Source organism: Aureimonas psammosilenae (genome assembly GCF_009176975.1).
Classification (GTDB): domain Bacteria; phylum Pseudomonadota; class Alphaproteobacteria; order Rhizobiales; family Rhizobiaceae; genus Plantimonas; species Plantimonas psammosilenae.
Genome location: NZ_WEZG01000001.1, coordinates 674,111 through 694,896, shown reverse-complemented (window position 1 = coordinate 694,896; position 20,786 = coordinate 674,111). Strand labels below are relative to the sequence as shown.

The following is a 20,786-nucleotide window of genomic DNA, read 5'->3' as shown; positions in this document are numbered from 1 at the left end:
CTTAACCTTGGCTGCGTTCATCACCGCCCCTACATTGACGTAAACGTAAGAGTAAGACACGATCGGGCTTCAGGAGGTGCGCGCCATGACCATCTATCGGGCTCCCGTGAAGGATACGCTCTTCACCCTCACCCATGTCCTGCAACTCGATCGCCATGCCGATCTGCCGCGCTTCCGCGAGGCCGGCGCCGACATCACCGAAGCGGTGTTGGTCGAGGCCGCGCGCATCGCCGAGGAAGTGCTGCATCCCCTGAACATGAGCGGCGACCGAGAGGGCTGCACGCGCCACGAGGACGGCTCGGTTTCGACGCCGAAGGGCTTTCGCGAGGCCTATGCCACCTTCCGCGACGGCGGCTGGAGCGGGCTCGCCGCCTCCCCCGACTTCGGCGGACAGGGCTTGCCGCAGGTGATCGCGACGGCGGTGAACGAATTCATGGCCTCGGCCAATGTGGCCTTCTCGCTTTATCCGGTTCTGTCCACCGGCGCCGTCGCCGCCATCGGCGCGCATGGCACGCCGGAGCAGAAGGCCCTTTACCTGCCGAAACTCGTGGAAGGGCGCTGGACCGGCACGATGAACCTGACCGAGCCCCATTGCGGCACTGATCTCGGCCTTTTACGCACCAAGGCGGTGCCGGCGGGCGACGGCAGCTATCGCATCACCGGCCAGAAGATCTTCATCTCGGCCGGCGAGCACGATCTGGCCGAGAACATCGTGCATCTCGTTCTGGCGCGGATCGAGGGCGCGCCGGCCGGCGTGAAGGGCATCTCGATGTTCGCCGTGCCGAAGTTCCTGCCGGATGGGCAGGGCGAGCCGGGAGAGCGCAACGCGCTGTCCTGCGGGGCGATCGAGGAGAAGATGGGCATCCACGGCAACGCCACCTGCGTCATGAACTATGACGGGGCGACGGGCTGGCTGATCGGCGAAGCCGACAAGGGTCTGCGCGCCATGTTCACGATGATGAACGGCGCGCGGCTTTGCGTCGGCCTGCAGGGGCTCGCCGTGTCGGAGATCGCCTACCAGAACGCGGCCGCCTATGCCAAGGAGCGCCGGCAGGGCCGCGCTCTGACGGGCGCGGCGGAGCCGAGCGCGTCGGCCGATCCGATCATCGTCCATCCGGATGTCCGCCGGATGCTGATGACGATCCGCGCCGTCAACGAGGCGGCGCGGGTCCTGATGCTCATGACCGCCGTGAAGGTCGATCTGGCCGAGATCGCCGGACACGAGAAGGAGCGGCAAGCGGCCGACGATTGGGTCGGGCTGATGACGCCGGTGATCAAGGGCGTCCTCACCGATCGGGGCTTCGACAACGCGGTTCTGGCGCAGCAGGTCTTCGGCGGGCACGGCTATGTCGCGGAATGGGGCGTGGAGCAGTTCGTGCGCGATGCCCGCATCGCCCAGATCTACGAGGGCACGAACGGCGTGCAAGCGCTGGATCTCGTCGGCCGGAAACTCGGCGCCAACGGCGGCCGCGCCGTTCAGGCCTTCATCGCCGAGGTCGGCGGTTTCTGCGAAGCCCATCGCGGCAACGAGCGCCTGACGCCGGTCACCAAAGCCCTGAAGAAGGGGCTGAACGATCTGGGATCGGCAACCCTCTGGCTGATGCAGAACGCCATGGCAAAGCCTGAAAACGGCGGCGCGGCGTCCACCGACTACATGCACCTCTTCGGCCTCGTGGCGCTCGGCTACGCTTCGGCACTGTCAGCGGAAGCCGCAGTGCGGGAGCTGGACAGCGGCCGGAACGACGAGACGGCCTTCATGGAAGCCAAGCTCGTCTCCGCCCGCTTCTTCGCCGACCGCCTGATGCCAGAAACGGCGCTTCGCCTCGCGCGCCTGTCGAGCGGGGCGGATTCCACGGTGGCCTTGCCCGCCGAGGCGTTCTAACTCTGGTCACGACTCGAAGGGAGAGCGCCCCGATGGCCGAGGCTTTCATCTACGACCATGTCCGCACCCCGCGCGGGCGCGGCAAGAAGGACGGTGCGCTGCACGAGGTGCCGGCCGTCCGGCTCGGGGCGAAGGTTCTGGAAGCCCTGCGCGAGCGGAACAACATTCCGACAGCGCAAGTCGACGACATCATCTTCGGATGCGTCGATCCGGTGGGCGAGGCCGGCGCGGTGATCGCGCGCTCCTCCGCCTTCGAGGCGGGCTACGACTTCGCCGCGCCCGGCATGCAGATCTCGCGCTTCTGCGCTTCCGGGCTCGACGCGGTGAACTTGGCGGCCGCCAAGATCATGAGCGGTTCCGACGACCTCGCCATCGCGGGGGGCGTCGAATCCATGTCGCGCGTCGGCATGGGGCAGTCGGGCGGCGCATGGTATATGGACCCGTCCGTCGCCCTCCCCGCCTTCTTCATGCCGCAGGGCGTGTCGGCCGATCTGATCGCCACGAAATACAGCTTCTCGCGCGACGATGTCGATGCCTATGCGGTGGAATCGCAGAAGCGGGCGGCGACCGCCTGGGAGGAAGGCCGCTTCGCCCGCTCCGTCGTGCCGGTGCGCGACGGGAACGGCCTTCTGATCCTCGACCGCGACGAACATATGCGGCCCGGCACCGACATGCAGGCCTTGGGAAGCCTCCAGCCCGCCTTCGCCGCCCCCGGCGAGATGGGCGGCTTCGACGCGGTGGCGATCCAGGCGCATCCGGAGATCGAGGCGGTGCGCCACGTCCACCATGCGGGCAACTCTTCCGGCATCGTGGACGGCGCGGCGGGCGTGCTTCTGGGCTCCAAGGCGGGCGGCGAAACGCTCAAGCTCAAGCCCCGCGCCCGCATCCGCGCCTTCGCCTCGATCGGCTCCGATCCGGCGCTGATGCTGACCGGCCCGGTGGACGTGACCGAGAAGCTTCTGAAGCGCGCCGGCATGGCGCTGTCCGACATCGACCTTTTCGAGCTCAACGAGGCCTTCGCCGCCGTTGTCCTGCGCTACCTTCAGGCCTTCGCCATCGACCCGGCCTTTATCAACGTCAATGGCGGGGCCATCGCCATGGGCCATCCACTCGGCGCGACGGGCGCGATGATCCTCGGCACGGTGCTGGACGAGTTGGAGCGGCAGAACAAGACCACCGCGCTCGTCACGCTCTGCATCGGCGCGGGCATGGGAACCGCCACCGTGATCGAGCGGGTGTGAGCCGTGCGGCGCGCCTCAGGCGTAGACGGCGGCGTGGGTCGGCTCGGGCAGTTCCACCGCGCCCTTGATGACGGGCAGGCGCTCGAACTCCGGCCGCGCGAAGTAGTAGCCCTGCATCAAGGAGATGCCGGCGGCCTTCAGGACATGGAGTTCGTTCCAGTTCTCGATGCCTTCGGCCAGAACGGTGATACCGAGTTCGCGCGCGGCGGCCGCGACGGAGGCCACGATGATCTGGCGCGGACGGCTGGATTCGATGCCGCGTATCAGCTTCATGTCGAGCTTGATGAGGTCCGGCTGGAAGTCGGCGAGAAGGCCGAGGCCGGAATAGCCCGCCCCGAAATCGTCGATGGCCGTGATGAAGCCCTGGCGTCGGTACTCGGCGATGATGCGGTGGAGATGATCGGTGTCGTGGATCATCTCGTTCTCGGTGAACTCGAACATGATCGATTTTTGCGGAAAGCCCTGCTTGCGCGCCGCCGCGAGCGTCGCGCGAAGGCACGCCGCCGGCTCGTAGACGGCGTTCGGCATGAAGTTGATCGACAGCCTTTGCGCTTCGGCGGCCGGGTAAAGCCGTGCGGCGAGTTCGATCGCCTTGACGCGGCAGGCCTGATCGAACCGGTACTTCTGCGCGTCGGACACCTGCGACAGGATCGCGAGCGCCCCTTCCCCGTTCAGGCCGCGCACCAGCGCCTCGTAGCCCCAGACGCGACCCGAAAGAACGTCGACGATCGGCTGAAAGGCCATCGAGAAGTCGAAATCGAGCTTGGCGCCCGTCTGGCATCCCTCGCACGGGGTCATCGCTGGCTCTCTTCCACGCAAACGAAAATCACTTGCCATCAGGTTCGCGCACAACCTTTGCGATTCGCTGAAGACGCGCCGAGAAATCTGAGACGCGTGCCCGCCCTGCCGCGCAAACAAGTGGCACGGCTACCGACCGGGAGATCCGCATGACCGAGCAGAACTTCGCCTTCGAGGTGGATGCGGACGGCATCGCGCTTCTCACCTGGAACATGCCGGGGCGCTCCATGAACGTCTTCACGATCGAGGTGATGGACGAGATCGACCGTCTGGTGGATCGGATCGTCGCCGACGACGCCGTGAAGGGCGTGGTGATCGCGTCGGGCAAGAAGGGCAGCTTCTCCGGCGGCGCCGATCTCAAGATGATCCGGGGCCTCTTCGAGATCTTCGATGCCAAGCGCCGCGATGACCCTGAAGCCGCGGTGGCCGAGTTGTTCGAGAGCGCCGGGCAGATGTCGCGGCTTTATCGCAAGATCGAGACCTGCGGAAAGCCCTTCGTCGCGGCGGTGGACGGCACCTGCCTCGGCGGTGCCTTCGAGCTGGCCCTCGCCTGCCACGGGCGCGTCGTGTCCACGGGCGCCAAGCTCGGCCTGCCGGAAGTGAAGGTCGGCATCTTTCCGGGCGCCGGGGGAACGCAGCGCGTGCCGCGCCTCGCCGACACGCAGTCGGCCCTCCAGATGCTTCTGAAGGGCGAAACGCTGAGCCCCGACAAGGCCAAGCGCATGAACCTCGTGGACCGGATCGTCGCACCCGACGCCCTGATCGATGAGGCGAAAGCCATGCTCGCCGCCGGCCTGTCGCCGATGAACCCCTGGGACCAGCCGGGGTTCAAGCTTCCCTCCGGGCCGGTCTATTCGGCGGCGGGCGCGCAGGTCTGGCCGGCGGTCGCCTCGCTCTACCGGAAGGAAACGAACGACAATTATCCGGGCGCCCGCGCGATCCTGCAATGCGTCTACGAGGGCCTCCTTCTGCCGATGGATCAGGGCCTGAAGGTCGAGCTTCGCTACTTCACGCAGGTTCTGCAGACGACGGAAGCGGCGATGATGATCCGCTCGCTCTTCGTTTCCATGCAGGAGTTGAACAAGGGCGCGCGCCGCCCGGCCGGCATTCCCCCGCAAGCGGTGAAGCGGCTCGGCGTGATCGGCGCGGGCTTCATGGGCGCCGGCATCGCCCATGTCGCGGCCAAAGCCGGCATCGAGGTGGTCCTCATCGACCGCGATCAGGCGAGCGCCGACAAGGGCAAGGCCCATAGCCGGACCCTGACCGAAAAGCTCGTGTCCCAAGGCCGCGCGAGCGCCGAGGACCTGGAGACGCTTCTCGGCCGCATCCACGCGACGCCCGACTTCGAGCAACTCGGCGAGGTCGACCTCGTGATCGAGGCCGTGTTCGAGGATCGCGAGGTCAAGGCGGAGGCGACCCGCAAGGCGGCGGCCGTCATGAAACCCGGCGCGATCTTTGCCTCCAACACCTCCACCATCCCGATCACCGCGTTGGCGGGAGCCTTCCCCGATGCATCGCGCTTCATCGGCATCCATTTCTTCTCGCCGGTGGAGAAGATGATGCTGACGGAGGTGATTCTGGCGGAGGAAACCGGCGACCTCGCCCTCGCCACCGCGCTCGACTTCGTGAAGGCGATCCGCAAGACGCCGATCGTCGTCAACGACGCGCGCGGCTTCTTCGCCAATCGCTGCGTCTTCCGCTTCATCGAGGAGGCCTACGAGATGCTGCTCGAAGGCGTGCCCCCGGCGATGATCGAGAATGCCGCTAAATTCGCCGGCATGCCGGTCGGCCCTCTGGCGCTGAACGACGAGGTGGCGATCGACCTGTCGCAGCGGATCATGAAGGCCACAATCAAGGATGCGGGCGAGAGCGCCGTCGACGCGCGGCACATGGCGCTCGTGAACCGCATGGTGGACGATTTCGGGCGCACGGGCCGCAAGGGCGGCAAGGGCTTCTACGATTATCCGGCGAAACCCGCCCGCAAGCACCTTTGGCCGGGCCTCGCCGAGTTCTTCCCCCCAAAGCCGGCCGACAGCTTCGACTTCACCGAGCTGAAATCGCGCTTCCTCGCGACCATGGCGCTGGAAGCGGCGCGAACGGTGGAGGACGGCGTCGTCACCGATCCGCGCGAGGCCGATGTCGGCTCGATCCTCGGCTTCGGATATGCGCCCTATACGGGCGGCACCCTGTCCTTCATCGACGGCATGGGCGCGAAGAGCTTCGTTGCGCTCTGCGAGAAGCTGGAAGCGAAATACGGCGAGCGGTTTCGCCCGATCCGGCTTTTGAACGAGATGGCGGCGCGAAACGAGACCTTCTACGCCCGCTTCCGCCCCCAAAGCCCAGCGGCGGCTTAGAGTGCCTAACAGAACCTCCGGGCAGAGGATGGTCGAGGAATTTTCGTTGCCTGCGAGGCGACAAACGCAGTCGATGCCGGCGGCATCGGCGAGGATTGGCAACGAAGTGGGCGGCGGAAAGACCCGACCAGCCGACCCCGCGAGGTTTTGTTAGGTACTCTTAGGCCGGAACTGAGGTCAGGTGGACGGACGGCTGCGGAAACGGTCGAACGTCGCCTTGGCCTTGGCGGAAGCGCGGGCGGAAGAGCGGCCGATCGTATCGGCGACGCGCGCTCCGCGCGTGCCGATGGGTTTTGCCGGGGCATCGGTGGTGTCGAGCGCGGTCTGGTGTTCCATCTCGGCGTTGATCTCGGCGCCGAGCACGAAGATGATCGACGAAATCCAGAGCCACACCATGAAGCCGATCGCCGCGCCGAGCGAGCCATAGGTCGCGCTGTAGTTGGCGAGGTTCTGGAGATACCAGGAAAAGGCGATGGAGGTGACGATCCAGACCACTGAGGTCAGCATCGCGCCGAACAGCACCCAGCGCCAGCGTGCCGGATTGCGGCTCGGGCCGAAGCGGTAGACGAGCGCGATGGAGCCGACCACGAGCAGGAACATCACCGGCCAGCGCATGGACGCGATGAAGACATCCGTGACGCTGGACAGGCCGAGAAGCGCCATCACCGCAGGCACGACGCCCACCGAGACGATGAGAAGGATGCCGATCGCGACCGCCCCCAGCGTGAAGCAGAAGGCAAGGAGGTTCAGCTTGAAGAAGTTGCGCTTTTCCTGCTCGCCATAGGCGACGTTCATCGCTTCGAACAGTGTCTTGATGCCGTTGTTGGCGCTCCAAAGGGCGATCACGAGGCCGATCACGAAGGTTCGCGACAGGGTGGAAGTGTCCTGCGTGACGAGACGCTCCAACTGCGCATGAAGAAGGTCGGTGCCGGCCGCGGGAAGGAACTGGCCGATGAAGGCGATGTGTTCGGAGATCGTGTGCGGATCGGCGATGAAGCCGTAGAGCGAGACGAAAACCGCGAAGGCGGGGAACATCGCCAGGAGAAGATAGAAGGTCGCCCCTGCCGCGATCAGCATCACCCGGTCTTCGAAGAACGAGTTGTAGAGCCTCAAGCCGATATCGCGCCAACCCTTGGCGGGAATCCCGAACGGCCCGGAGGCGTCGCGCCCGCGACCCGGCTCGCCAGCCCGGCGACGCATCTCGTCGGCACCGCTTTCACCAAAGCGCAGAGCCATCACACTTCTCCGGTGAACCGTGCCACTCCACGATAATGCCATATTTGCGTTGCCGGTTCCCTTCGGACAAAGGGTGTGCGGAGCCGATCATCCTTCCCTTGCGTCAAGCTAAATAATTTCCGCTGGACAAACGGTGGCCGACTCAGTAGGCAAACCGAGGACTTTATTCCTGGTGCCGGCTAAGGGGTTCCAGCCTTGATCTCCCATGAACGCATATGGGCCGCGATCGACGGGTTGGCGGAACTCAACAAGCTGACCGCTTCCGGCCTCGCCCGGCGTGCCGGCCTCGATCCGACGACGTTCAACAAGTCCAAGCGCCACGCCAATGACGGGCGGCCGCGCTGGCCTTCCACCGAATCGATCGCCAAGATCATCGAGGCGACGAAAACGACGCCGGAAGAATTCACCGCGCTGATGCTGGGGAAAGCCCTGCCCCTCGTTCCGGTGCGCACCCTCGTTCCCGCCTTCGCCGCCATCCCCCTTCTCGGCTTCGCGCAGGCCGGTGCCGGCGGCTTCTTCGATGATGCCGGCTTTCCGGCGGGACAGGGCTGGGACGAGATCGCGCTGCCGCAAAGTGCGGGCGACGAGGCGGTTTACGCGCTGGAGGTTTCCGGCGATTCTATGATGCCGCTCTACCGCGACGGCGACGTCATCATCGTGTCGCCTACGGCCTCGGTCAGGCGCGGCGACCGCGTGGTGGTGAAGACGCGCGAAGGCGAGGTCATGGCCAAGCTTCTGCAACGGCGCACGTCGAAGACGGTTGAACTCGTGTCCATCAACCGCGACTATCCGGACCGGACCTTTCGGACGGATGAGATCGAATGGATCGCCCGCATCCTTTGGGCGAGCCAGTAGGAACGGGCATGCGTGGAAATCTGGAAGCGCTGGGTGCTTTTCGGGAGCGCCTTCAGGGAACGGCTGCGACGGCGCTGGCGCTCCTGGTGCTGGCTTTGCTGTTCGCCTTTCTGGTGCCCATGCGCGGCGAGATCGCCGAGGCGATGAATGCCGGCCGCCGCGAAACCGCTGCCCGGATCGCCGCCGCTCCTGCCGGAGAAACCACGGTCGCACCCGAAGCCGAGCCCGCTCCCGCCGCCGCGCCTGAGACGCCGGCTCCGGCACCCTCCGCCGAACCCATCGCCCCTGAGCCGACGCTTCAAGCGTCCCTCGATCCCGCGCCGGAAGGGGCGTTGCGCCTTCTCGCCAGGCCCGTCGCCCTCGACACGGGGACGATCCTCGTCGGTCGCGGCAAGGTGCGGCTCGTCGGCATCGAACCGATTTCCATGTCCCGGCGCTGCGAAGGCGTGGACGGCGCGTGGTTCTGCGGCGTCGAGGCGCGCACGCAGTTCCGCGCATTCCTGCGCGCGCGCTCGATCAGTTGCGCCGTGCCGGAAGGTTTTGGAAGCCGCACGGAGGAGATCGCGGCCACCTGCAGCCTCGCCGGCGAGGATCTCGGCCGCTGGCTCGTGTCCAACGGCTGGGCCACCGCCGCGCCCGATGGACCCTATGCAGCGAACGAAACCGAGGCGAAGACGCGCAAGGCCGGCGTCTGGTCGGAGCGCCGCTTCGGCGGATGACGCGCCCGCCGGAAGGCGCCCTCAGGCCTTGGCGAGTTCGCCGGCCAACGCCTTGCGGATCAGGGCACGCGTTTCCGCAACGCCGTAGAGCTGCACGAAGGAGCCGAAACGCGGCCCCCGCTCCTGCCCGATCAGCGTCTGGTAGAGCGCCTGGAACCAAGTCCCCGAAACGCCCGGACCACCGCTCGGCCCCGTCTTGGAATGGTCCTGGTAGCGCTCGATCGGCCGCGCGACGTCGAGAATCGCGTCCTGAATCGCCTCGGCATCGGCGCCGGAGGGCAGTTCGCCGAGCTTGGCTTCGAGCTTTTCGAGCGCTTCGCGCTCCACCTCGTCCGGGGCACGGAAACGCTTCGCCGGCTCCACGAAGTCGGCGAAATAGCGCAGGGCGTAGCCGACGAGCCGGTCGAGTTCGGGATCGGTTTCCGGCGTCGCGTCCGGCGAATAACGGCTGATGTAGCCCCAAAGCGAGGCCTTGTCGCCGGCATTGGAAGCGGACACGAGGTTCAGGAGCATGGCGAAAGGCACTTTCGTCCCCTCGCTCGGCGGCGAGCCGGCATGGACGTGCCACACCGCGTTCTGCATCCGCTGCTTGATGTCCTGGCGCTTCTGCGCGTCCACGAAGGCGTAGTAGTCGTCCACCGCCTTCGGGATGACGTCGAAGTGGAGGCGCTTGGCCGCGCGCGGCTTGCCGAACATGTAGTAGGCCAAGCTTTCGGGCGAGGCGTAGGCGAGCCAGTCTTCGATGCCGAGGCCGTTGCCCTTGGACTTCGAGATCTTCTGGCCCTTCTCGTCCAGAAACAGCTCGTAGTTGAAGCCGTCCGGCGGCGTGCCGCCGAGCGCCCGGCAGATCTTGGACGACAGGGTGACCGAATCGATGAGGTCCTTGCCCGCCATCTCGTAATCGACACCGAGCGCGGTCCAGCGGAGTGCCCAATCGGCTTTCCATTGGCACTTCACCGCGCCGCCCGTGACGGAGGTCTCGACGCGCTCGCCGGTCTCGGGATCGATATAGGCGATCATCCCGCGCTCGACGTCGCGGTCCACCATCGGCACCTGCAGGACATTGCCGCTGCGCGGCGAGACCGGAAGAAAGGGCGAATAGGTCGCGCGACGCTCAGGGCCGAGCGTCGGCAGGATGACTTCCATGACTTCGTCGTAGACGGCAAGCATCTTCAGAAGCGTCGCGTCGAAACGACCGGATTCGTAGTAGTCCGTCGCCGAGGCGAACTCGTACTCGAAGCCGAAACGGTCGAGAAACGAGCGAAGACGCGCGTTGTTGGCCGCGCCGAACGAGGGATATTCGTTCGAGAATGGGTCCGGAACACGGCTGAGCGGCTTGTCGAGGAAGCTCGTCATCATGTCCTTGTTCGGAACGTTGTCGGGCACCTTTCGCAACCCGTCCATGTCGTCGGAAAAGCAGATGAGGCGTGTCGGGATGCGGTCGCCGGTGAGGACGCGGAAGGCGTGGCGCACCATGGACGTGCGCGCCACCTCGCCGAACGTGCCGATATGGGGCAAGCCCGAGGGGCCGTAGCCGGTCTCGAACAGGACCTCGCGCTCCACCCCGCCGAGCCGGGTCAGGAGCTTGCGCGCTTCCTCGAACGGCCAGGCGCCGGATGTCGCCGCCTCGGCTTCTTCGGCCTCGGTGATCGCAAGCTTCGAGGAGCGGACTGCGGACATGCCCAACCTTTCAATCGCGCGGGGTTTCGAGAAGGCGAGGCTTCCGGCCGCCGAACTTCGCGGCCCGTCTATGGCCTCGCCAAAGGGGCGTCAACAAGAGCCTCAGAAAGCGCTGGTCGGGAAGTAGCGCAGCATGAGTTCGGAGAACCGCCCTTCCGCGACGATCTGGCCGAGCGCGTAGTCGAAGGCTTTCGCCAGTTCCTCGTCCTTGTGTAGGGTGGCGATGGCGAGGCCTTCGCCGAGATAGCGCTCCGACAGGTAAGGGCCGCCGCTGAAGGCGCAGCAATTCTGCGCGGCATCGCTGTCCAGCCAAAAGGACAGGAATACGCCGTCGCCGAAGACGCCGGCGATCTCCTTGCGCTTCAGGGCTTCCAGCGCGGCCTCGCGCCCGTCGAACTCAACCCGCTCGGCCTTCGGGAAGAAGGCTTCCAGCATGGCCGCATGGGCGCTGCCGCGCGCCACGCCGATCCGCTTCTTGTCGAGCCCCGCCGCGTCCGGCGCGGGCAAGGGCGCATCCTGGCGCGACACGAAGCGGGCCGGATAACGGAAATAGCTTTCGGTGAAGGCGAGGTCGGCCCGCGCCTCCGCCGTCACCGCGACGCCCGCAATCACCGCTTCGGCGTCGCCCGCCTTGAGGCTCGGAACGAGTTCGGCGAAGGGCTTGGCCTCGATCTGGCAACGCGGCAGGATTTCCAGTTCCTCGCAGATCATGCGCGCCAGATCGACGTTGAAGCCCGTCAAACGCCCTTGCTGGTCGAGGAAGTTGAAGGGCGGAAAATCGACGCTCGTCAGAAAGCGGATGCGCGGGCGCGCAGCCAGATCGACGCGCGCCAGCCGCTGCCGCTGGTCCCAGAAGTTCGGCGTCGCGATGCCTGGAGCTTCCTCAGCCAATCCCGAACCGATGCTTGAAAGCAGCATGAAGACTGCAACTATCGCGAGCTTAACCATTCGTTAACTTCACCCGCCGGTTCGTTTCGCGCGACTAGATGCCCGCCCAGGATGTGCGCACCATTCGCGTCCTCTCGGTGCCGGGCCATTCCCATGCGTGAACAAGGCGATGCGACCGGCTTTCCCTCGATCGCTCTCCCTTACGGGTTCGGCCTGCCGCCCGACAAGCGGCAAGCGGCGCTGCCAGCCGTCGCGACGCCGCTCGCCGCCGTTCTCGCCTATCTGAAGATCGCACCATCCGTTTTCGCGGCGGCTCGGCGCGCGGCGCGGCGCAACCGAACGGATGCCGGCGCGGAACTCGCGGCCTCGACTGTCGCGAGCGAAGAGGACATCGCGCAAGCCATCGCGGAATGCCTCGGCCTCGACCGGGCCTTCGCGTTCAACCGCCCGCTTCGCCTTGTCGGCGGCGAGAACGCGTCGCCCCGCCTGCGCCGCGCCGTGACAGCGGACGGCCGACCCGTCGCCCTCATCGCGCCGCGCCTCGAAGAAATCGACGATCTGGACGATCTGATCGAAAGAAACCCGGCGCTCGGGCCCATGCTGCGGATCGCGACGCCGGCCGAGTTGGCGCGGCTCGCCGAGGCGGAAACGGCGCCGGCGCGGTTGGACGCCGCCTGTCTCAGCCTGTCGCGCGACCGATCCTCTCTTTCGGCCCGCGAAACCCTCACCGGCCGGCAGGGAGCGGTGGCGGCCCTTCTTCTCGCCGCGCTCGTTCTTTTCGCCGTTCACGCGCCCACCGCCGGCCTTCTCGTGCTTCATCTTCTGATGCTGCCCGTGTTCTTCGGCTGCGTCGCGCTGCGCGTCCTCGCGCTCGTCGACATCATGCGAGGGACCGGGCGGGACGCCCCGAGCCATGCCGTCGCACTGCCGACCGTTCATCCGCGCTACACCATCCTCGTCGCGCTTCGCGGCGAGAACGAGGACAGCGTCACCTCCCTCGTGGAAGCGCTGGACGTGATGCGCTGGCCACGCGCCAAGCTTCAGGTCCTGATGATCTGCGAAGCCGACGACCACGGGACCCTTGCGGCGGTCGCCCGCTCGATCCACGGCCTTCCCGGCTTTTCGCTCGTATCCGTACCGCCGGCCCGGCCGCGCACGAAGCCGAAAGCGCTGAACTTCGCCCTGCCGCTCGCCACCGGCGAGTTCGTGGCTTTGTTCGACGCGGAGGATCGTCCCCATCCCGACCAGCTTCTGCAAGCATGGACCGCCTTTCGCAGCGGCGGCGCGCGGCTCGCCTGCGTCCAGGCGCCGCTCGTCGTCACCAACGGGCGGCGCGGCTGGCTGCCGGCGCATTTCGCGGTGGAATATCGCGTCCTTTTCACCGCCTTTCTTCCCTTCCTGGCCCGCCGGGCAATGCCGCTGCCGCTCGGCGGTACGTCGAACCATTTCCGCCGCGAGGCGCTTCTCGAGGTCGGCGCGTGGGACAGCCATAACGTGACGGAGGATGCCGATCTCGGCATTCGCCTCGCGCGCCACGGTTATCGCGCCGGCACCATCACCGCGCCGACCTTCGAGGAAGCGCCCGAACGCTGGCCGGACTGGTTGAAGCAGCGCACCCGCTGGATGAAAGGCTGGATGCAGAGCTACCTCGTCCACATGCGCGATCCGGCGCGCACGAGGGCGGAGCTCGGCACGCGCGACTTCCTCGTCTTTCAACTGCTTTTCGCCGGCATGATCGCGTCCAGCATCGCGCACACGACGGCCCTGCCCTTTCTGGCGCTGACGGTGCTGATGCTGGCGACAACCGCCGAGCCCTTCGGGATCGAGGCCTTTCTCTTTGCCTTCGATGTTCTGGCGATGGTCGCCGGCTACGCGACCTTCGCGGTCCTGGCGCTCGCCACCGCCACGCGGCGGCGCGCGACCTTGCGCCATCTCTGGACCCTGCCCTTCTACTGGTTCGCGATCGGCCTCGCGACGCTTCGCACCCTTCACCAACTCACCCGCGATCCGCATCTCTGGGAAAAAACGCCGCATGGCGTGGCGGCCCGCAAACCCGCATCCGCCGGCCCGGCTCGCCGAACGCTCTGGAACGCCCTTCGGAACTGCACTCCCGTTCCCGCCCTTCCGAAGGCGAGAACGGGAGTCAATGGATGATCGAATCCTTCGTCGTCGGCGTGGTTGCCGGAATGCGGGCGATGACGCCGCTCGCCCTCGTCGCTTTTCTGGCGCGGCGCGGTGCTTTGGCCGAGCCCGTTCCCCCGCTCAGTCGGGCGACGGCCGGCGCGCTCGCCGCCTTGGCGGCGGCGGAGCTTTGGGGCGACAAGCTGCCATCCGCGCCCGACCGCACCATTCTTCCCGGCCTCGTCGGGCGTGCCGGGACGGGCGCGATCGCCGCAGCAAGCCTCGCCGCCCCGCACGAGCGCCGGACGGCCGCGATCCTCGGCGCCGTGACGGCGGCGGTCGGCGCTCACCTGACGCTCGCCCTTCGCAAACGCGCCATGCACCGCTACGGACAGGTTCCGACCGGCCTCGTCGAGGACGCCGTCGTCCTCGGGCTTTCCGCCTGGATCGCGGCGCGGCGAGGGGCGATCTGAACCGGGAAGCCGGTCGATGAAATGAACTTGGACATCGCCGCCTTCCGGCCTAGTTTCGAGCCTTGAGGCGTGTGCTGCGTGCGCCTTGGGATTTCCCCTAAACCGACGGAGAACGACCGAAACCTTTCAAAGAGAAGGAATGCGTTCCGTTGTCCGCAGAACGACATGCCGCTTCGAACCTGAACCGCCCTCGCTCCATTCTCCGCGCCTTCCTGGAGAATTCCTCCTCCGGCGGCGTGGTCCTGATGGCCGCCGCCGCCTTGGCCCTTCTCGTCGCCAACTCGCCGCTCGGCGCATTCTATGCCGATGCCCTGCACGTTTATGTCGGCGGGCTTTCGCTGCTGCACTGGATCAACGATGGCCTGATGGCCTTGTTCTTTCTGCTGGTGGGTCTCGAGATCAAGCGCGAGGTGGTGGATGGCCAGCTTTCCACCTGGGCGCGGCGCGTTCTTCCCGGCACGGCGGCGCTTGGCGGCATGGTGGGCCCGGCGCTGATCTATCTGAGCTTCAACATGGGCGCGGGCGGGCACCCGAGCGGCTGGGCGATCCCGGCCGCGACCGACATCGCCTTCGCGCTCGGCGTCCTGTCGCTTCTCGGGCCCCGCGTGCCGATGAGCCTGCGCGTTTTCCTGACGGCGCTGGCGATCATCGACGATCTCGGCGCGGTGATCATCATCGCTCTTTTCTACACGGCGTCGATCGATCTCACCGCTCTCGCAGGTGCTGGCCTTCTGATCGCCGCGCTGATCGCCCTGAACCGCTTCGGCGTCATGCGGCTCGCTCCCTATCTCTTTCTCGGCGCGCTTCTGTGGTTCCTGGTGCTGCGCTCCGGCGTCCACGCGACGCTGGCGGGCGTCGTTCTGGCGCTGACCATTCCCTTGAAAGCTTCACCGGCGCGTCCTGACGATGACCGCTCGCCCCTTCACAAACTCGAACACGCGCTCCAACCCTGGGTGACGTTTTTGATCGTGCCCGTTTTCGGCTTCGCCAATGCCGGCGTTTCCTTTGCCGGGGTTTCACCGGCGGCCCTCGCCGATCCGGTGACGCTCGGCGTGGCGCTCGGGCTTTTCCTCGGCAAGCAGTTCGGCGTCTTCTTCGCCTCGGCCGCCGTGATCCGGGCCGGCTGGGCGGAACTGCCGATGCACGCCACATGGCGGCAGTTCTACGGGGTCGCGCTTCTTTGCGGCATCGGCTTCACCATGAGCCTGTTTATCGGGCTCCTCGCCTTTCCGAACAATCCGGCCTTGCAGGACGAGGTGAAGATCGGCGTTCTTCTCGGCTCGGCTTTGTCGGCCTTGGCGGGCGCGGCCCTCCTCCTCGCGGCTCCCGGCCATCGGGGGCTTAGGAAAGAAACCTGACCCATGCAGTATCTGATCGTTTTTCTCGGCGGTGGGCTCGGCACGCTTGGCCGCCACGGCGTGAACATGCTCGCCGCGCGCCTCGTCGGCACCGCCTATCCCTTCGGGACCTTCGCGATCAACGTCCTCGGCTCGTTCGCCATGGGCCTCGTCACCGGGCTTCTCGCCACGCGGCTGGATCTTTCGCCTTCCGTTCGGCTGTTCCTGACGACCGGCATTCTCGGCGGCTTCACCACCTTCTCGGCCTTCTCGCTGGAAACGGCGCTTCTGATCGAGCGCGGCGAACACGGCGCGGCGGCGATCTACGTCCTCGCCTCTGTGCTGGTCGCGATTCCCGCGCTGTTCGCGGGGCTCACTATTGCCCGCAGCATGGGCGGCGCATGAAGAAGGGAGAGACTGGAGCGGGCGATGGGATTCGAACCCACGACAACTTGCTTGGGAAGCAAGGACTCTACCACTGAGCTACGCCCGCGCCGTGGGCGAAACCGTAGCGCAGCGGGAACATGAGCGCAAGTCACTCGGCTATGGCCCGAGCTCTTCCGCGATCAGATGCAAGACCTGCCGTTTCGTCGCGCCGGCCGGCACTTCCACCAGCGGAATGCCGGCGCGCTTCAGAACGAGGCGCTTCACCGCCATCCGGTCGTCGGCATCCCCCGACAGGTCGTGTCCGGTGCCGTGATATTCCACCACGAGCGCCGGATTGCCGAGGCGGTCGACCAGAAGGAAATCGACGCGTTTGCTGTTGTATGAACTGAAGGCCGCCCGCTGGCGACGGTCGCGCGGGTTGTAGGAAGTCTTGACGAACGCCCCCATCGCAACTTCGAAGGACACCCGCCAGTCGGGCCGATGGTCGGCGATCCAATCGTCCAGCGCATAAAGAACCTGGACGGCTTCCCGGTTGACGGGCGGCACGGCGCGCAACCGGCTTTGGGCGACGAAGCGAAGCTGGTTGGCCGTGTTGCCGAGGTCGTTTTCCTCGAAATACCGCTGGCGCTCCCCGTCCGCCTTTCGCCGCTCGCGCTCGCGCCTTTTCAGAGCCGCGACCCGGCGCAGAAGATAAAGGACCAGAAGAACGGTCGCCGCGAAGGCGCCGATCAGCCAAAGGGAGGAGCCCTCCACAACCGTCGCCGTCAGGCGAAGTGCTTGGACAGCTTCAGCCCCTGCGCCTGATAGTTCGACGACAGGCTCGCGCCGTAGACGCGCTCCGGCAAGGCGGCCATGCGCTCGTAGACGAGGCGGCCGACGATCTGCCCGTGCTCCAGAATGAAGGGCACCTCGTGGCTGCGCACTTCCAGAACCGCGCGCGCCCCGGTGCCGCCTGCCGCGGAATGGCCGAAGCCTGGATCGAAGAAGCCGGCATAATGGACGCGGAATTCGCCCACCAGCGGATCGAAGGGCGTCATCTCGGCGGCGAAGTCGGGCGGCACATGCACCGCCTCGGCGGACACGAGGATGTAGAACTCGTCGGGGTCGAGCACCATCTCTCCCGGCCGCGACAGACGCAGCGGCTCCCAGAAGTCGAGCACCGAATGGGCGGCCTTGCGGTCGACATCCACGACGCCCGTATGGCGCTTGCCGCGATAGCCGACGAGGCCCGACGCGTCGCCGTTGAGGTCGATCGACAGGGCGATGCCACCGCCCGAGATGTTCGGGTCGGCCGCGTTCACCAGCCCTTCGCGGGCATGAAGGTCGCGAAGCTCCGCCTCGCCCAGCATCGCGCCGGCCCCGGCGCGGAAGCGGATCTGGTTCAACCGCGAGCCGGCCCGCACCACGACGGGAAAGGTGCGCGGGCTGATCTCGATATAAAGCGGCCCCTTGTAGCCGGCCGGCACCTTGTCGAATTCCTGCGCGCCGTCGGTGAGAAGCCGCGTGAAGATATCGAGGCGGCCGGTGGAGGATTTCGGATTGGCCGCCGCCGACATGCCCGTTGGCAGTTCTAGGCGCTCGGCGAGCGGCACGAGATAAACGCAGCCCGTTTCCAGAACCGCGCCCGTGCTGATGTCGATCTCGTGGAGGGACAAGCGCGGCAGCTTCTCGGCCACCGGAACGCCCTTGCCCGGCAGAAAGCTCGCGCGGATGCGGAAGGCCTTGAGCCCAAGGCGAAGGTCGAGGCTCGCCGGCTGGATCTGTCCCTCGTCCGGCGGGGTCGGCGCGGCGATCGCGCCGCTCGAAAACAGCGCGGCGATTTCGCGATCCGGCAGGATTCCGGAAGCTTCTTCCGCCATTCGAGGAGACTCCACACTCAATAGCTCCGATTACGTCGCGAATTGACCCCTGTCCATCGCAGCGCTATGCTGCACCAGGAATTCGTGGTGATTTGGCCGGCCGGCTTGCAGCCACGTTAAATAATTCGCTAAAGGGCCGTTCCGAACAGCGTCATGCTCTTCGCCCGGTCCTCCCCGCATGGGTCAGGGTCCGATGGCGGCTCCCGGCCTTCGCAAGACCGGCCGCGAGCGACGCGAAGGAGAGGCACATGCTGCAGAAGAACCACAACCGACGCCCCTTGCGCCCCGCGACGCAGATGGTTCACGGCGGCACGATGCGTTCGGAATTCGGCGAAACGTCCGAAGCGCTCTTTCTGACGCAAGGCTTTGTCTATGAGACGGCCGAGTCCGCCGAAGCCCGTTTCAAGGGCGAAGCGCCCGGCTTCATCTATTCGCGCTACGGCAACCCGACGACCCGCATGTTCGAGGAGCGCATGATCGCTCTGGAAGGCGCGGAAGACGCGCGCGCCACGGCATCCGGCATGGCGGCGGTCGCCGCCGCGCTTCAATGCCAGGTGAAGGCCGGCGATCATATCCTGGCCTCCCGTGCTCTCTTCGGCTCCTGCCGCTACGTGATCGAGACGATGCTCGGCCGGCTCGGCGTGTCGTCCACCTTCGTCGACGGCCGCGACCTCGACCAGTGGCAGAAGGGCGTTCGCCCCGAGACGCGCGTGTTCTTCATGGAAACGCCGACCAACCCGACGCTGGAAGTGATCGACATCGCGGCGGTGGCGGAGATCGCCAAGGCCGCGAAGGCGGTGCTCGTGGTCGACAACGTCTTCGCCACGCCCATGCAGCAGAAGCCGCTGGAACTCGGCGCCGATGTCGTGATCTATTCGGCGACGAAGCATATCGACGGACAGGGCCGGTGCCTCGGTGGCGTGATCCTCTCCAACCAGGACTGGATCGACGAGAACCTCCACGAGTTCTTCCGCCATACGGGCCCTTCGCTCTCCCCCTTCAACGCCTGGACGCTGTTGAAGGGCCTCGAGACCCTGCCGTTGCGCGTCGCGCAGCAGACGGTGAACGCGTCGCGCCTCGCCGATCATCTGGCGGGCTCGTCCAAGATCGGGAAGGTTCTTTATCCCGGCCGCCCCGACCACCCGGATGCGGCGATCATCGCCAAGCAGATGACGGGGGGCTCGACGCTCCTCGCCTTCGAGCTGACCGGCGGCAAGGAAGCGGCCTTCCGCTTTTCAAACGCGCTGGAAATCATCCGCATCTCCAACAATCTCGGCGACGCGAAAAGCCTCATCACCCATCCGGCGACGACGACGCACAAGAACCTCAGCCCCGAAGTGCGCGCCGAACTCGGCATCTCCGACGGGATGCTGCGCTTGTCGGCGGGCATCGAGGATGCGCAAGACCTGATCGAGGACGTGGAAGCGGCGCTCGCGGCGGTTTGATCGAGCTTGAGTTCGGCAAGGAAGGGCGGCATGTACAGGGCGACCACCCGCGGCATCACGGTCAGCGTGACGCCCTCCTATCTCGAAACTGCATCCGATCCGGATTCCGGGCGCTGGGTCTGGGCCTATACGATCGCCATCGAGAACGAGGGCGAGGAGCCGGTGCGTCTTCGCGCCCGCCATTGGCGCATCACCGATGCGGGCGGACGGGTGGAGGAAGTGCTGGGGCCAGGCGTCGTCGGCGAGGAGCCGACCATCCTGCCGGGCGACAGCTTCACCTACACCTCCGGCTGCCCGCTCGGAACGCCGTCCGGCTTCATGCAGGGCAGCTACCGCATGGAAACGGAGAACGGGTTGAAATTCGACATCGCCATCCCGCTCTTCTCGCTCGACCTGCCGGCCGGCGCGGGGCGCGTTCTCAACTGACTTCCATCCGCCGCTTGGCAGCACGCTGCGGCGAAGGACTGGCGATGAAGCCGCGCCGCCAGCGCTTCGGGATAGCGAGCGAGACGATCCCCATGAGAAGCGCGCTCGCCCCGCAGGCGAGAAAGGCGGAAGGTCCGAGCGCTTCTTGAAGAAACGCCCCGATCACTGTTCCCGCAAAGAGCCCGAACCAGGGCAGGATCTGCAGCCACCAGCCGGATCGCCCTTCTCCGAGAACAAGGCGGCCGAGGCCGCGCCCGAAGCGCGACAGCGCGCCCGTCACATAGCTGACGCCGAGCGGCTGGCCGTTCACCTCTTCCAGAACCACGTTGATGATGCCCATGGCGAAGGCGACCGACAGGACCGAAAACGGCACTTGCCCCTGAAACAGCCCGGCCGAGGTGAAGACGGCGACGACGGCGAGAAGCACGATCTGACGGTTGCCGCAGAGCCTCGCCAGAACGACGCCGAGCGTGTTGCCGGCGACAAAGGCGCAAAGAACGAGCGCGAGGCGGAGCGCCGGCTCGAAGCGTCCTTGCGCCAAGGCAATGGACATCCGCGTCGTGTTGCCGCTCATGAAGGCGACGAAATCGCCGGCCGCCAGAAAACCGACCGCATCCGTCATGCCCGCCACGAGCGACAGGCTGACCGCGAACGAGCAGCCGACGAGAAGCCGGCGGCGCTTCAGCGAGGTCCGGCCGGCGAAACGGCTCAAGAACGGGCGGGAACTTCGCCGGGCGCGCTCGCCTCGATCGCGAGAGCATGAACGCCGGAGCCGAGTTCCGTCTTCAGTGCGGCATTCACCGCGCGGTGGCGCGCGACCCGGCTCTGGCCCGTGAAATCGCTCGCCACGATCCGCACCCGGAAATGCGTGCCGCCCGAGCCGTCGAAGCCATCGTGATGGGCGCTTCCCTCGTGATGATGGCCGGCATGGAGATGGCTTTCGTCGATCACCGCGAGGCTCTCGACGCTGAAACTCTCGCGCAGTTTCGCTTCCAGGCTTCGGCTCGAATGGGCACTCATCGCGCGCCTTCAAAAAAGGGCGCGGCGGACTGCCGCGCATCGCTTCGGACAAGGCGCTTTTTTCG

19 protein-coding genes, 1 tRNA gene and 1 riboswitch are annotated in these 20,786 nt (G+C 66.4%); of the genes, 11 read left to right on the top strand and 9 right to left on the bottom strand.

The genetic code is table 11. The features are described from left to right. Positions 1-85: 85 nt before the first annotated feature. Complete coding sequence (locus tag F9929_RS03345; protein WP_152045089.1) at positions 86-1,882, top strand: acyl-CoA dehydrogenase C-terminal domain-containing protein; 1,797 nt, start codon at positions 86-88, stop codon at positions 1,880-1,882. A 32-nt stretch (positions 1,883-1,914) separates the two neighbouring features. Further along, complete coding sequence (locus tag F9929_RS03340; protein ID WP_152045088.1) at positions 1,915-3,123, top strand: acetyl-CoA C-acetyltransferase; 1,209 nt, start codon at positions 1,915-1,917, stop codon at positions 3,121-3,123. Positions 3,124-3,138: 15 nt separating this feature from the next. On the opposite strand, the gene F9929_RS03335 is transcribed toward F9929_RS03340, so the two are convergent. Further along, the gene (locus F9929_RS03335; RefSeq protein WP_235918973.1) at positions 3,139-3,921 is read right to left on the bottom strand and encodes an EAL domain-containing protein; all 783 of its coding nucleotides are present in this window, start codon (positions 3,919-3,921) and stop codon (positions 3,139-3,141) included. A 149-nt stretch (positions 3,922-4,070) separates the two neighbouring features. On the opposite strand from F9929_RS03335, the gene F9929_RS03330 reads away from it, so the two are divergent. Next, positions 4,071-6,275: an FAD-dependent oxidoreductase gene (locus F9929_RS03330; RefSeq protein WP_152045087.1), complete on the top strand. Its 2,205-nt coding sequence runs from the start codon at positions 4,071-4,073 to the stop codon at positions 6,273-6,275. 177 nt (positions 6,276-6,452) lie between these two features. Here F9929_RS03330 and F9929_RS03325 read toward each other — a convergent pair whose 3' ends face one another. After that, on the bottom strand, positions 6,453-7,511 hold the full coding sequence (locus F9929_RS03325) for a YihY/virulence factor BrkB family protein (RefSeq protein ID WP_193227589.1): 1,059 nt from the start codon (positions 7,509-7,511) through the stop codon (positions 6,453-6,455). A gap of 195 nt (positions 7,512-7,706) precedes the next feature. Here F9929_RS03325 and F9929_RS03320 point away from each other — a divergent pair, with 195 nt between their 5' ends. Continuing rightward, positions 7,707-8,366, top strand: a complete 660-nt coding sequence (locus F9929_RS03320) for a S24 family peptidase (protein ID WP_152045085.1) — start codon at positions 7,707-7,709, stop codon at positions 8,364-8,366. 8 nt (positions 8,367-8,374) lie between these two features. Continuing rightward, positions 8,375-9,085 (top strand): thermonuclease family protein, encoded by a 711-nt coding sequence (locus F9929_RS03315; RefSeq protein WP_152045084.1) that lies wholly within the window; start codon positions 8,375-8,377, stop codon positions 9,083-9,085. A gap of 21 nt (positions 9,086-9,106) precedes the next feature. Here the strand turns inward: F9929_RS03315 and F9929_RS03310 are convergent, their stop codons facing one another. Both F9929_RS03310 and F9929_RS03305 read right to left on the bottom strand, forming a co-directional pair. Next, on the bottom strand, positions 9,107-10,765 hold the full coding sequence (locus F9929_RS03310; protein ID WP_152045083.1) for a lysine--tRNA ligase: 1,659 nt from the start codon (positions 10,763-10,765) through the stop codon (positions 9,107-9,109). 102 nt (positions 10,766-10,867) lie between these two features. Further along, positions 10,868-11,683: a transporter substrate-binding domain-containing protein gene (locus tag F9929_RS03305; protein WP_235918972.1), complete on the bottom strand. Its 816-nt coding sequence runs from the start codon at positions 11,681-11,683 to the stop codon at positions 10,868-10,870. A gap of 123 nt (positions 11,684-11,806) precedes the next feature. On the opposite strand from F9929_RS03305, the gene F9929_RS03300 reads away from it, so the two are divergent. The 4 genes from F9929_RS03300 (at position 11,807) to crcB (ending at position 15,989) form a co-directional block, all read left to right on the top strand. After that, positions 11,807-13,807, top strand: coding sequence for a glycosyltransferase family 2 protein (locus F9929_RS03300; protein WP_193227588.1), 2,001 nt, complete (start codon positions 11,807-11,809; stop codon positions 13,805-13,807). Next, positions 13,804-14,247: a DUF4126 domain-containing protein gene (locus tag F9929_RS03295; RefSeq protein ID WP_152045080.1), complete on the top strand. Its 444-nt coding sequence runs from the start codon at positions 13,804-13,806 to the stop codon at positions 14,245-14,247. The genes F9929_RS03300 and F9929_RS03295 overlap by 4 nt, the downstream gene beginning before the upstream one ends. Positions 14,248-14,396: 149 nt before the next feature. Then, positions 14,397-15,605: a Na+/H+ antiporter NhaA gene (gene nhaA / locus F9929_RS03290; RefSeq protein WP_152045079.1), complete on the top strand. Its 1,209-nt coding sequence runs from the start codon at positions 14,397-14,399 to the stop codon at positions 15,603-15,605. Positions 15,606-15,608: 3 nt separating this feature from the next. Further along, entirely contained in the window at positions 15,609-15,989 is a 381-nt protein-coding gene (gene crcB, locus F9929_RS03285) for a fluoride efflux transporter CrcB (protein ID WP_152045078.1), read from the top strand. A gap of 13 nt (positions 15,990-16,002) precedes the next feature. Here crcB and F9929_RS03280 read toward each other — a convergent pair. The 3 genes from F9929_RS03280 to F9929_RS03270 form a co-directional block, all read right to left on the bottom strand. Continuing rightward, positions 16,003-16,077: transfer RNA gene (locus F9929_RS03280), tRNA-Gly, on the bottom strand. Positions 16,078-16,127: 50 nt separating this feature from the next. Continuing rightward, positions 16,128-16,724: a DUF2726 domain-containing protein gene (locus F9929_RS03275; protein ID WP_210251299.1), complete on the bottom strand. Its 597-nt coding sequence runs from the start codon at positions 16,722-16,724 to the stop codon at positions 16,128-16,130. An 11-nt stretch (positions 16,725-16,735) separates the two neighbouring features. Beyond that, the gene (locus F9929_RS03270) at positions 16,736-17,830 is read right to left on the bottom strand and encodes a 2'-deoxycytidine 5'-triphosphate deaminase (RefSeq protein ID WP_152045077.1); all 1,095 of its coding nucleotides are present in this window, start codon (positions 17,828-17,830) and stop codon (positions 16,736-16,738) included. A gap of 74 nt (positions 17,831-17,904) precedes the next feature. After that, a riboswitch (SAM riboswitch) is annotated at positions 17,905-17,982 on the top strand. A 96-nt stretch (positions 17,983-18,078) separates the two neighbouring features. Here F9929_RS03270 and F9929_RS03265 point away from each other — a divergent pair. Both F9929_RS03265 and apaG read left to right on the top strand, forming a co-directional pair. After that, entirely contained in the window at positions 18,079-19,275 is a 1,197-nt protein-coding gene (locus F9929_RS03265) for an O-succinylhomoserine sulfhydrylase (RefSeq protein ID WP_152045076.1), read from the top strand. A 30-nt stretch (positions 19,276-19,305) separates the two neighbouring features. Next, positions 19,306-19,701 (top strand): Co2+/Mg2+ efflux protein ApaG, encoded by a 396-nt coding sequence (gene apaG / locus F9929_RS03260; protein ID WP_152045075.1) that lies wholly within the window; start codon positions 19,306-19,308, stop codon positions 19,699-19,701. Here apaG and F9929_RS03255 read toward each other — a convergent pair. After that, the gene (locus tag F9929_RS03255; RefSeq protein ID WP_210251298.1) at positions 19,694-20,413 is read right to left on the bottom strand and encodes a YoaK family protein; all 720 of its coding nucleotides are present in this window, start codon (positions 20,411-20,413) and stop codon (positions 19,694-19,696) included. The two genes, apaG and F9929_RS03255, sit on opposite strands and share 8 nt — an antisense overlap. Next, positions 20,410-20,721, bottom strand: coding sequence for a BolA family protein (locus tag F9929_RS03250; RefSeq protein ID WP_152045074.1), 312 nt, complete (start codon positions 20,719-20,721; stop codon positions 20,410-20,412). Before F9929_RS03250 ends, F9929_RS03255 begins: the two co-directional genes overlap by 4 nt. Positions 20,722-20,786: the final 65 nt, after the last annotated feature.